Source organism: Ohtaekwangia sp., assembly GCF_036568665.1.
GTDB lineage: Bacteria > Bacteroidota > Bacteroidia > Cytophagales > Cyclobacteriaceae > Ohtaekwangia.
The window spans coordinates 1-12,833 of the sequence record NZ_DATCSD010000223.1; the positions used below are offsets into that span (position 1 = coordinate 1).

Genomic DNA, 12,833 nt, shown 5'->3' on the forward strand with positions numbered 1-12,833 from the left:
AGTCCGGGTTTAAAGTATGCAACAGCACCCAGGTTTCTGTTCTTGGCAACATCGGGTGTATTTAAGATCGATTCGGTGCTGTCATGAAAAAGATAGCCTGTAAGAAACTTCACCGGTATAACATTGGCGGCATATTCGCCCTTGTTAAAACTTGCATCGGCCAATGTATTGATATAGGTATTAAAGCCTTCGTCCATCCAGGCGAATTTTCGTTCATTGGATCCAACAATCATCGGGAACCAGTTGTGTCCAAATTCATGAGACGTTACTCCCCACAATCCGCCTTTGGTAGATTTTGCAGAACAAAACACAATACCCGGATATTCCATACCGCCTACAACGCCTGCTACATTTACTGCCACCGGATATGTATAGGGGTATAGATATTTAGAGTAAAATTCAATTGCGTTTTTTACATACTCTGTTGAGCGATTCCACGCAGTGTCTGTTGCAGCTTCTACAGGGTATACCGACATTGCCAGTGATTTTTTTTCACCCGGCAAATTTATTTTTGCGGCATCCCACACAAAGCTTTTGGAAGATGCCCATGCAACATCGCGTGTATTAGAGCATTTGAACTTCCATGTTAATCTTGGTTTTCCCGCAGGGCGGGAAGATGCGTTGGTAACTTCATCAGCAGATCGCAGTATGATGGTCTTATCGCTTTCCTGTGCCTGCGCCCAACGTTTTTGTTGCTCGGCAGTTAATACTTCTTTTGGATTCAGGAGTTCACCTGAACCCACCACGATGTGATCTGCAGGCGCTTCAATAGAATATGTTATATCTCCATATTCAAGATAGAACTCACCCTGACCGAGATAGGGTAATGTATTCCAGCCATTGATGTTATCATATACGCACATGCGTGGATACCATTGCGCGATTTCATAAACGATTCCGTTTTTAGTTTCGAGTTGACCGAGGCGGTCTGTTCCGTACTTCGGAATCTTAAATTCAAAACCGATTTTTATCTGAAGTTTTCCTCCTTGCGATTTAAGATCCTGCGTAAGCTTTATCTGCATGCGCGTATCATCAACAGTATATTTTGCATCGGTCTCTTTGCCTTTCTCCACGAGCTTCACCGATTTTATAGCATAGCCACCATCAAAGGCATTACGGTTTGCCCAGCGACCTCCGGTAACAGCAGTAGCGGCATTGCCGCGTGAATCAAGTTTGTAAATGTTTTGATCCAACTGCAACCAAACAAACGATAATGACTGCGGACTATTATTGGTATAAGTAATCGTAACGTTACCTTTTACACTATGATCCTGGTCGTTTAGTGAAGCATCGATAGCATAGTCGGCTTTGTTCTGCCAATAATCAGGTCCGGGAGTTCCATCTGCGGCTCTGACTTTGTCGCCATACATAGGATAGAAGAACGGAGCGAAAGCTTCGTGCTGGTTGTAGCTCTGTCCGCTTACGCTACTACTAAACATTACTGTCAGCAAAACAGTAATCTTTATAACTGCATTGATTTTCATTTCTCAGGTTTAAAGTTAATGAGCTTAATATTAATTGATTTTACTGGTATTCTCAGTCCTTAAATTATATGAAGCGAGCGGAAACAAATTTCCGGTATATATCAACGATTTGCCCGCAATGCAATATATAGTGCAACCTGCTACGGATATACTCTTGAGAAATTCTGCTTACAAGAATCAATAAGGGAAGCAGATGCGTGATAATTTTCCCGGGGATATAGGGAATGATTTTTTCGAAAATAAAAAAGGGAAGCTTTTGCTTCCCTTTCGTGATCCCGCTGGGATTCGAACCCAGGACCCTTACATTAAAAGTGTAATGCTCTACCAGCTGAGCTACGGAATCTTGTCAATTTTGCGGTTTTTTCCGTAATTGAGGGCACAAAGGTAACAGGATCTAAATTATATGCAAAGGGGCGTTTCAAAAAATCTTATCATTCTTTCTTTATTTTTTTTCGGAGGCATTATCATGGCCTCTGCGCAGGTTTCAACGCACCGGCTATCGGAAGCAGATTCGCTTTTTAAAGCCAAGCGTTATACGCAATCGCTGGAGCAGTATCGAATTATCTTTCAGCAAAAACAATTTTCGCCAGCTATGTTGCTGAAGATGGCCTACATAGAAGAAGGATTGCAGCGCACAGGCGATGCTCTTTACTACCTCAACCTCTATTATAATGTTACCAACGATAAAACGGTGCTCGAAAAAATGGAAGAGCTTGCCAACAAGCACAATCTGCAAGGCTATGAACAAACAGATGCCGGAAGATTTTTATCGTTCTATAATGATTATCACTTGCCGGTGGGTGTAGGACTTATGGCGCTGGCTGTGTTCCTGTTAAGCCTGAGTTTTTATTTGAAAAGAAAAAAAGAAATGTTGTGGCCTTCTATGACAGCATTTGTTGTTGTGCTGGGATTGCTGGTGGTACACAACACGTTAGGTGAACAAGCTGCGAGCGGCATTGTGTCACAGGAAAATACATACCTCATGGACGGGCCTTCGCCCGGGGCAACCGTTATATCGGTAGTGGAATCAGGACACCGTGTGGAGATACTCGGTAAAAAAGATGTGTGGATAAAAATCCGTTGGAAAGGAGAGACGGCTTACATCAAACAAAATCACCTGCTACCGCTGAGTTTGTGATTGTCCTTCCCAGTACGACACGGTGATCAATCCTTTATATTCTTTGTCGGAATATTTTACCAGGTAATAATATACTCCTGAAGCTTCGCCCGGTGCGTACCAGCGAAACTCGCGGCTTGCGCTGCTAAATACTTCGCGGCCCCAGCGATTGTAGATCACGATACCTTCAAAATGCCCGGTACAATTATCGAGCGGTAAAATGTTGATGAGCTCTCCGCTGGTAGCATCGCGTTTCATCATCGCGAAGAAATCATTTTTGGAATCGCCATTCGGAGTAATAAAGTTTGGAGGTAAAAACTCGGTGTCATCACGATTCACATCGTTGACAGTGATATTTACAGCAACGGTATCGCCTTTTTGATTAAAGCATCGGTTATCGGAAAGTATAAAGGTAAAGATATAGTCATTGGTATATACTCCGTTGGTAAAGATGTCGCACTCCGGCTTCCAGGTAAATGTACCTTGCGCGCTTCCGCGTCCTTCGGCAGCTGTAAAGCTGTAGCCCTGGGGTTGTACGTTGCCGGTTGCTGATACTAATTTTATCTGTAGCAAGTCTGCTTCCGGACTGGTATCGAAATCTATACCGGTAAGGCTCATGTCGATCTCCTGCCCCAGTGTAATTTTCATTGAGTTGTCTAATGCCATTACGACTTCCGGATTAGTGCTGGCTACTTCTAATTCAGGGGCTGTATTATCGGGAGGTAGAACTTTTACATTTACCACCAGCGTATCAGAGTAATGGAAACGACATTTGTTCTCGTTGTCTGTTACCAGGAAAACAAACGTAAATTCATCTTTATTTTTAAGATTGATATTATCGCAGCGGATGTTCCAGGTAAACAACGAGCTCACATTGCCTTGCCCGGTTGCTTCCGGAAAAGTAATACCATAATCGGCCAGGCTGAAATTTTTGCCGGCCCCGGTCAATACAAGTTTATCGTTGTCGATATCATTACCATTTACATGGAACACAAGCGACTCATTTACCTTTCGTTCAATATCTACAGTATCAATCAGCGGATTGCTGTTGGTAAGCTCGGGCGAAAATATAGTGGGCTTGTGATTGCCCGGTAAAGCAATGGTAAGATTTACCAGTAAAAAATCCGGATGATCGAAGCCGCATTTGTCGTCATCTTCTACTTGCAGTTTTACATCAAAGCTCGTGCGACTGGTAAAGTCGTATATATTACAACGTGGGTCCCACGCCATTTCAGTATAGAGAGTATCTCCCGTTTGCCCCAATGATGTAAAAGTTATACCGGCACTCGCCAGATCAACCCCTATACCCGGAATGATATACTGATCCATGTGGTCGCCATCTACATCTACGGCCTTGATCAACCACTTCTGCACGGGTGAACCTTCATTTACTGTTTTGGTTATGTCGGCCGTTACGTAGCGTGCGTTGTTGTTGGCGGGTGGTACTATATTTACCAATACCTTGAGCGTATCCTGCAGTGGCAATGCGCACGCATCATCGTAAGCTATAATTCCAACAGTATACGGTCCTTCTATATAGGGGCATTCATCAAAACAAATTCGAAATGTACTGGTGCTGTCGGTTTTAGTGAGCAACACTGTACTGGGCACCGGAAGTATATCGCTCACATTTTTGTTGAAGCCCAGCGGTATAACTTTGAGGGTTACATTTTCCTGAAAATTATCAGCAGCTTCGGTTGCGTCTTTATCATATACCTGCACTTCTATACACCGGTTGGCATCGCTCACTGTGTTGGCGAACGTTACCGTCATGTTATCATTATAAGTATAAGCAGCATCCGTAAGTTTTTTACCCGTTATCTGCGGAGGATACGATATAGGACAATCCGTGATCAACATCTGGAAGTCGCGTCTTGATTCGCCAATCTTTACTCCCTCGCGAAACTCTTCACACTTAACAGCAAACACAAACAAGCCAACGTACCGGCCAGGCGTCACGGTCAGTAATCCATCTTTATTGATCCGTAAATCCGGATGCCCATCCACAATGTTATTCTGACTGAATGGATATAGCCATTCCACTTCCGGATAGGGAGCCGGGTTAAGCGGAGGATATGCATCGCTGGTATGTGTACCCAATGGTGTTACCATAGTATATACCAGTGAGTCGCCATCGTCATCCGTTCCGGCAAAGTCTGCATAGTAAGGAAGATCGGTGCAGGCATAATCACTCAACGGAGGAAACAAGTGTGGCGATGAGTCGATAAAGCGTTGGCCATTTACCATTACCGGAGGAAACTTCAGATAGAATGTTTGTCCTGCGGCACCACTTGGATCGATCTGTGGGTTGGTGCTGGAAATATTCGCGATAGTATAATTACGACAGCAGCGTTCCCAAATGATATAGTAACCACCGGGATGGCTATACGTTTTTGAATCGAGTGTGATATAGGTGGAGTAAAACATCTTGCTCGTTTTGAGCTGCGAGATGGTACACTTCGGCTGGGTATATTTTACGAGCGAATCATATACAAAGGGAATAGCGATGTCGCGAACAAAAGCATTGTCGGCAAAACGGAAAATACGGGCTGTGATGATGCGGTCTTGCAGTTTGTTATCCTGTAAGCCGTTGATCTCATCGAAATAAATAATCAGGTTTAGTTTATAGCGAAAATCATTGCCCGCGATTGGTGCATATTGAAGTTCAAATTCTCCCCCAACGATGTGCGAAGCAGCAACAGGAAACGTGACCAGGCAGAATATCAGCGCTAAATATCTTTTCATACGTTCTGGCAAGGACAATAAATATAGGGAATAAGGATGAGGTGGAAAAACGCGACTCCTTCGTATTTTTGCGCACTTTATGCGAAAAGGAGACATAATAGAAAATCTTGTAGTCGAAACCATGGCTTCTGAAGGCAAATGCGTTTCGAGGGTAGATGGTAAAGTGATCTTTTTACAAGGCGGTGCCCCCGGAGATACGGTAGATGCGCGCCTCACCAAGATCAAGAGCAGTTTTTTAGAGGGAACCGTTACGGCTGTAAAAAAATTATCGCCCGATCGTGAAAATCCTTTTTGTGTACACTTCGGATTGTGCGGAGGCTGCTCGTGGCAACACATTAACTACCCGACACAGTTACTATACAAGCAGAAACAGGTAGTGGATAATCTCGAGCGCATTGGCGGACTTGAGCTTCCTGCGATGGAGCCAATCGTGGCATCTGGTAAAACACGATTCTACCGTAACAAACTCGACTATACATTTTCAGCTCAACGCTGGCTTACAAAAGAAGAGTTAACATCGCGCAAAGCAGAATCGCCTGACGGATGGGTGGAGAATCTTCATACTGCGAATGATGTTGCACTCGGCTATCATATACCGCGTAAATATGATTTGGTGTTTGATGTACAGGAGTGTCATTTGCAACCTGATCCTTCCAATGCTATACGTCTCGCAGTAAAAGACGAAGCCGTAAAAGCATCTATACCTTTCTTTGATCTGCGCAAGCAGGTCGGCTTCCTTCGTACCATTACGATACGCACGGCCAATACCGGTGAGGTAATGATCATTCTGCAAGTAACGTACGACAAGATGGAATGGATTGAACGTATACTATATCGTCTTGAAAAAGATTTTCCACAGATTACATCGTTCAATTATGTTATCAATGGCAAGAAGAACGATACGTTTGCCGATCTGAATATAGTCTGCTGGAAAGGTAATCCCTATATAACCGAGTCGATGCCAAAGCCCGATGGCTCTGGTATACTTCAGTTTCGTGTAGGCCCCAAATCATTTTACCAGACTAACTCTGATCAGGCTTTTGAACTATATAAAGTTGCCTGGCAGATGGCAGAATTAAAAGGCGATGAGCTGGTATACGATCTATATACCGGCACGGGTACCATTGCCAACTTTGTGGCAGGTCATGCTAAAAAAGTTGTCGGCCTCGAATATGTAGCCGCAGCTATAGAAGATGCAAAAGTAAATTCGCAGATCAACAACATTACCAACACCGATTTTTACGCAGGCGATATCAAAGATCTGCTCGATGATGATTTTCTGAATAAACATGGCAGACCTGATACCGTGATCACCGATCCGCCACGAGCCGGCATGCACGAAGATGTATGCAAGATGTTGCTGAAAGCCGAACCGAAGAAGATCGTCTATGTAAGTTGCAACCCCGCCACGCAAGCCCGCGACCTGAAAATACTTGCAGAGAAATATACTATAACTGCCGTACAGCCGGTAGATATGTTTCCGCATACCATGCACGTGGAGAATGTGGTGTGTTTGGTGAGAAAGTAGCAGCGCGTTTTACTTCTACATTCGGTGTTCCTTGTTCGTTATTCGATTTGCCGTTAACTGTTAGTGGTTATCCGTTAATCGTGAAAGACAACTGCTTCCGGACTTTCCGTCTTCCCGACTTCCGGTCTCTGCAGTCAATGTAAGATTACACCCGATAAATGAATCGTTCAGGTCACCATGTCTGAATGGACTCAACGCGATGGCTACAGGCTCATTAAATTAATGGATAGGACTCTGTGTCATTAGTGTAGTATAATAGATTGATTTTTTTGAATTTACTTTGTGTGTTAACAGTATCTTGCCGTACGTAAATTTTTTGTCCAACGTGTCTGTCTTGTAGTTTGCTTTATGAGGGATGATGTTGCCAGCGGTGATTGTGAGTATAAAAGCAATAAGCATAGAGGCGATAAGGGCAATTTGTTGGATACTTTTTGTTAGTTCATCTGCAATTACTCTATGAGTTTTATTAATCCTATTGAGTTGTTGGGACTTCAGGAACATGATGTTTCTGCAATCTCTGCTGACGTTGTAAAAAAAGCCAGGCGCAAGCTGCTGGCGGAGATCGAGCTCTCCGAAAATAGCCAGTTTGAATTTAAAGGACAATCGCTTACCCGTTCGGATTGTGAGCGCGCGATCGATGAACTCGAGAATACCGATAAAAAAGAATTTTACCATTACCTGACCAAAAACATTGCGCTGAATGATTTTCTGACGGCAGGCGATGAACGGATCTTTGAATCGTTTGGTATTGATAGTATATATTCATTGCCGGCATTTATAACGTTCATTAGCCCCTACGTTGTGCCGCGGTTTGACAGAAGTTTATACCAGGCTTTTGCCAACGGAAGGGCTGAGCACATGCGTGCCATTTTGCGTACACAGGTGCTTATTGAAACAAGTAACGTTCAGGCAGCCTATAAATTGCTAACAGTTGAATTGGAGAGCAGAACGCAGGCTGTGCGGGAAATTGCAAACGCAATAAAGGAAAATAGGTATAGCGATGATCCCGCTGCGCTCATGGCTTATATAGCACAACAGTTTCCTGCTGATACTATAAATGCTTTGCCGGTATATTTTCAGGGACTGGTGCAAAAAGCTGCCGATACTATAAATGTTCTGGCGGTTCACATCTGGAACGCATACCGATTGCCGGCTATATCGAAAGAATTAACCGATCATGTTTTAACCTTCGAAGCAGACAATGTACACCTGCCAAAGTATAAGGCAAACCTGGTGCTATATACTAATAAGAGTGAGGCGTTGGCCCATGCACCGGAGCTTCATGAATGGTATGCCCGGCAAACCGAGATCGAGGTGCTTTACAAGGGACTCAAAAATAAAACCATTGCGCCACATCAGGTTGCTGCGAAGGTCAACGATCTTATTGATATAGATGCGATCAATGCTTTGCCGTTGTTTGCCAACGAAGTGCGTGAACGTACGGCATTTCTGATTCGTGAGGTCGCTGTTAATTCATGGAACCTGGGCGGTGATATAAATGCTGCATTGGTATTGATCGATAAAGCATTTCGTGTTAACAATTCAAATGATTTTCGATTTGATATACTCGGTCAGAAAAAAGCACTCGAGAAAATAAAGGAAGATACGCGAGCGCAGAATTTGTGTTGGTTCTGTCAGGAACGGGAAGGCGAGGCAACTAAAGGACGTGACGTAACTTTGTATAAAGAAATTAGCCGAGGAGGCGGGGAAGTCAAGTATCAGCACATCACGCTTCGTATTCCGCGTTGTTATAGTTGCGAGGAGATACATAGCAACAGGATGCTGCAATTGTTGATGGTGCGTATCAGCGCAGGGCTGCTGGCACTACTCGTATTAGTGCTGTTCAGGAAAAATATAGTTGTAACACTTCTGCTGATGGCGGCAGTGTATAGCGGTATTGAATACTTTTTTTATCGGAGGTTTAAAGAGTACGGTATACGATCAATAAGCAGCTCTTCGGTGGGAGAACATCCGGAAGTGAATAAGTATATACGCCAGGGATGGGGGTTCTATAAACCAACCTAATATTTATGGATGAACACTACTCACAACCACTATCCGTTCCGCGGGCATATATAGATATACTCAATCAGATTTTTGAGATTGAGAAAAAAGTAGCGTTGCTTCGCGAGGATAATTCTCTTATCCGCAACGTTAATCGGTTGAAAGCATTGGCAGCGACTGATCTTTTACAGGGTAAAGATGCTGCTCTACAGGTCGGACTCATTTACCACAATCCGCTGGGAGAACGATATGATGATACCCGCACCGATTGTGAGGCCAGTATAACAGGCACCGCTACGGAAAACCTGTATATAGCGGAAGTGATCAAGCCGATTATATTCTATACCTATACCGAGCGTGGGCAAACGATAAAAGCGCTCGTGCAAAAAGCTGTTGTTATTGTACAATCCAAACAGAACTCCTGAAATATAGCATGGAAAACACTATCAATTTTGGTATTGACCTGGGAACCACCAATTCTGCCATTGCGAAGTTTGCAAAGGGCGAAGTGATTGTGTTTACCAATCCGCAAGACTACGGCAGGGCTATACTACCATCCGTTGTATCGTATCGTAAAGACAAGATCGTTGTCGGCAGTAAGGCAAAGGAATTTCTCGAGAAAGATCCCGGCAGTGTTGTAGGTTCATTCAAACGGAAAATGGGTACATCGGAAGTATTCACGATACAATCCATCAACGATGTAAAAACACCGATCGAACTTTCAGCACAGGTGTTGAAGGAACTGAAGACATTTGTTGATGCAAGCGATGTTCCGGATGCGGTAGTAATTACGATACCTGCATCCTTCGATCTTATCCAGTCGAACGCCACCAAGGAAGCAGGCTACCAGGCGGGCTTCTCACAAGTTATATTGCTGCAGGAGCCCATCGCAGCAAGTCTGGCCTATACCAACATGAAAAAGGATAAGGCGCTGGAGAATGGACAGTGGCTGGTATATGATTTGGGAGGCGGAACGTTTGATGTAGCACTCATTCGTATACAGGATGGTGAGATGAAAGTGCTGGATCATGAAGGTGATAATTTTTTAGGCGGAACAGATTTCGATGCCATCATCCTGGAAAAATTTCTGCTGCCGCACATACAGGCAAAATATACCTTTGCACAACTGGCAGAAGAAATGAAAAGTGCTTCGGGTAAACACAATGCCGCATACTATATATTGCTGAAGCGCATTGAAGAAGCCAGGATCCTGTTATCGTCACGATCATCCGCTGATATAACCGTAGATGGATTGACAGACGATGATGGCAAGCCGGTTGATCTCGATATCACCCTTACACGTGCTGAGTTCAATGATCTGATCAACCCGTTTGTAGATCGTACCATTCGCATGATACAAGCCATCACCAGCCGCCACGCACTTGCTCCGGCAGATTTGCAATTTGTACTGCTGGTAGGAGGTGTTACCTATACGCCCTATATCCGGCAGCGTGTAGAGGAGGCGTTGCAGGTGCCGGTTAATTGTGAAGTAGACCCTGCAACCGCTGTTGCCGTGGGGGCTGCGTACTACGCAGCTACAAAACAAAAGGAAAAGTCTGTGCAGAAGACCCAGGCTATAACTCCTGCTATATCGATCAAAGCTTCCTACAACAAGGCATCCAAAGAACAGGAAGAGTATTTTGCCGCCAGAGTTACCGGAGTTATACAGGGCTTGTTCTATCGCATTGTGCGGCAGGACGGAGGCTATGATTCCGGACTCACCAAACTTACCGAAAAGATCAGCGAAGATCTTCCGCTGGTGCAGGATGCTTTCAATTACTTTACATTCACGGTATACGATGAAAAGAATAATGTTATTGAAACAGATCTTGATTCGATCGGCATCAATAGTGGTTATGGTATAAGCGGACAACCGCTACCCGAAGATATATGCCTGGAGATTGATGATTATGAAAAGCCGGGATACACGCGACTTGAAACGGTGTTCCAGCGAAATACCATTTTGCCAACGAAGCGCACGTTGAGCTTTCGTATAAACAAGCACGTTACCCGGAACAATGAAGCCGAGATGCTTCGCATAAAAGTATTGCAGGGTTCACACCAGGCGTTGCCGGAAGCAAATAAAGTTATAGGCTATATTACCATTAGCGGTAAGCAAGTGTCAAGAGATATAGCGAAAGGATCGGATATTGAAATATCGATATCACTTTCTGAATCGCAGGACTTAACCGTTGCAGCTTACCTGAGTATGTCCGACCAGGAATTTAAAGAAACCTTTAATCCACAAGTGCGCCATACACCGGTTGATTTGCTCAAGCAACAGGTAAATGATTTGCGTGTGCGTCTTGGTAATGAGATAAAGGATACAAACGAGAAGAAGAAAGAAGAGACAACAGCACTCGAAGCGTTGAAAGACGAAATGCAAACTGTAGCACAGGAAACAGAATCGTTAACCTGGGATGATGTAACCGACAAGCGCTATCAGCTCGAGGATAAAAAAAGAAAGATCGCGCAGGAGATAGACAATGCTACACGGCAACGAAGATTGCAAAAAGCAAAACAGGAATACCTGGAAGTATGCTCAGCTTGCAAACATATAGTTACCGAGCAGGGGAATGATGTAGAGAAGAAAGTACTCCAAGAAATTATAGCACATGAAGATATATACCTGTCGGGCAACAGCCCCTATAAAATTCTGGAAAAGGCGGATGAGCTGAGAGCATTAGCACATCGTATTCAATGGCGCAGCCCTGAATATCTTAAAGAGTTATTCAACTGGTTAAAACATGAGCGCCTCCGAATACCAGACTCGGCCAATACAAGAAATCTTTTTGAATCAGGCGCCCAGGCATTGAGTAATGAAGATTGGATAAGGCTGAAAGAGATTAATGTAAGCCTGCTAAACATGATGCATAAAGGCAGAGTAGAAGAGATCATCACCAAGATTGGTTTCGGGTAGAAGAAGCTCTGAAAAACACAAACGTAGTTCGTTACATTACTACCAAACAGTTGTTACAAAAAATTTTTCAGTCATTATACTTGAATCCTTCCTGCAAAACTCTCAACATCGTTGTTTGAAATATTAAGTCATGCGACAGAAGTTATTAAGTGAAGGTGCCAAGGAATTAAGTTATGAGATCCGCGAGATCGTAAAGAAGGCTGACCAGTTAAAGAAACTCGGTGTGGCCATTTCGTGGGAGAACATTGGCGACCCGATCCAGAAGCATCACAAGCTTCCGCAGTGGATAAAGGATATCATCTCTGACCTCATGAAGCAGGATGATACTTATAGCTACTGCCCATCGAAAGGTATGCTTGAAACACGTGAGTTCCTCGCGAAGCAAACCAACGCCATGGGTGGTGTACAGATTACAGCGGAAGACATCTGTTTCTTCAATGGTCTTGGCGATGCTATATCAAAAGCATACCAGTTTATATCACGCACCTCGCGTGTTATAGGGCCATCGCCTGCATACTCTACACACTCCAGTGCAGAGGCAGCACATGCTGCGCATGAACCGCTTACCTATAAGCTCGATCCCAACAACAAATGGTATCCTGACCTGGATGATCTTTATAATAAGGTAAAGTACAATCCGAATGTTGTAGGTATACTCATCATCAACCCGGATAACCCAACGGGTATGGTATATCCGCTGGAAACGCTTAAACGCATTGTAGAGATCGCAAAAGAGTTTAACCTCTTTTTACTGGCAGACGAGATATATATCAATATCACCTATAATGGAGTGCGTGCTATCTCGCTGGCAGAGATCATTGGCGATGTGCCGGGTATATCCATGAAAGGTATATCCAAAGAGTTGCCGTGGCCGGGAGCGCGCTGCGGCTGGATGGAGTACTACAACCGCGATAAAGATGAAGACTTCAATCGCTTTTGCCAGGCATTGGATAATGCGAAGATGATTGAGGTGTGCTCTACAAAATTACCACAGCTTGCTATTCCAAAAATATTTGGTGATCCGCGCTTCAAAGT

General features: G+C 44.0%; 8 protein-coding genes and 1 tRNA gene. 6 read left to right on the forward strand and 3 right to left on the reverse strand.

Annotation, left to right across the window (positions count from 1 at the left end; genetic code table 11):
- Both VIN08_RS12475 and VIN08_RS12480 read right to left on the reverse strand, forming a co-directional pair.
- A partial coding sequence (locus VIN08_RS12475) for a M1 family metallopeptidase (RefSeq protein WP_331965317.1) occupies window positions 1-1,484 on the reverse strand: 1,484 nt, incomplete at its 3' end.
- A 270-nt stretch (window positions 1,485-1,754) separates the two neighbouring features.
- Window positions 1,755-1,827, reverse strand: a tRNA-Lys gene (locus VIN08_RS12480).
- A gap of 60 nt (window positions 1,828-1,887) precedes the next feature.
- On the opposite strand from VIN08_RS12480, the gene VIN08_RS12485 reads away from it, so the two are divergent.
- A complete protein-coding gene (locus VIN08_RS12485) occupies window positions 1,888-2,622 on the forward strand; it encodes an SH3 domain-containing protein (RefSeq protein WP_331965320.1) in 735 nt (244 codons plus the stop codon).
- Here VIN08_RS12485 and VIN08_RS12490 read toward each other — a convergent pair.
- Window positions 2,605-5,346, reverse strand: coding sequence for a gliding motility-associated C-terminal domain-containing protein (locus VIN08_RS12490; protein ID WP_331965323.1), 2,742 nt, complete (start codon window positions 5,344-5,346; stop codon window positions 2,605-2,607). The two genes, VIN08_RS12485 and VIN08_RS12490, sit on opposite strands and share 18 nt — an antisense overlap.
- A gap of 79 nt (window positions 5,347-5,425) precedes the next feature.
- On the opposite strand from VIN08_RS12490, the gene rlmD reads away from it, so the two are divergent.
- The 5 genes from rlmD to VIN08_RS12515 form a co-directional block, all read left to right on the forward strand.
- Entirely contained in the window at window positions 5,426-6,874 is a 1,449-nt protein-coding gene (gene rlmD / locus VIN08_RS12495) for a 23S rRNA (uracil(1939)-C(5))-methyltransferase RlmD (RefSeq protein ID WP_331965325.1), read from the forward strand.
- 456 nt (window positions 6,875-7,330) lie between these two features.
- Window positions 7,331-8,899, forward strand: a complete 1,569-nt coding sequence (locus VIN08_RS12500; RefSeq protein WP_331965328.1) for a hypothetical protein — start codon at window positions 7,331-7,333, stop codon at window positions 8,897-8,899.
- 5 nt (window positions 8,900-8,904) lie between these two features.
- Window positions 8,905-9,303: a hypothetical protein gene (locus VIN08_RS12505; protein WP_331965330.1), complete on the forward strand. Its 399-nt coding sequence runs from the start codon at window positions 8,905-8,907 to the stop codon at window positions 9,301-9,303.
- An 8-nt stretch (window positions 9,304-9,311) separates the two neighbouring features.
- Window positions 9,312-11,798 carry an Hsp70 family protein gene (locus VIN08_RS12510; RefSeq protein WP_331965333.1) on the forward strand — a complete coding sequence of 829 codons (2,487 nt, stop codon included), beginning with the start codon at window positions 9,312-9,314 and terminating at the stop codon, window positions 11,796-11,798.
- Window positions 11,799-11,928: 130 nt separating this feature from the next.
- The coding region (locus VIN08_RS12515) for a pyridoxal phosphate-dependent aminotransferase (RefSeq protein ID WP_331965336.1) at window positions 11,929-12,833 on the forward strand (905 nt) is incomplete at its 3' end.

What these genes read in the sequence shown, in the direction of transcription:
- VIN08_RS12485 (WP_331965320.1), top strand. Translation starts at nt 1,888, where the DNA reads ATGCAAAGGGGCGTTTCAAAAAATCTTATCATTCTTTCTTTATTTTTT.
- VIN08_RS12490 (WP_331965323.1), bottom strand. Translation starts at nt 5,346, where the DNA reads ATGAAAAGATATTTAGCGCTGATATTCTGCCTGGTCACGTTTCCTGTT.
- rlmD (WP_331965325.1), top strand. Translation starts at nt 5,426, where the DNA reads ATGCGAAAAGGAGACATAATAGAAAATCTTGTAGTCGAAACCATGGCT.
- VIN08_RS12500 (WP_331965328.1), top strand. Translation starts at nt 7,331, where the DNA reads ATGAGTTTTATTAATCCTATTGAGTTGTTGGGACTTCAGGAACATGAT.
- VIN08_RS12505 (WP_331965330.1), top strand. Translation starts at nt 8,905, where the DNA reads ATGGATGAACACTACTCACAACCACTATCCGTTCCGCGGGCATATATA.
- VIN08_RS12510 (WP_331965333.1), top strand. Translation starts at nt 9,312, where the DNA reads ATGGAAAACACTATCAATTTTGGTATTGACCTGGGAACCACCAATTCT.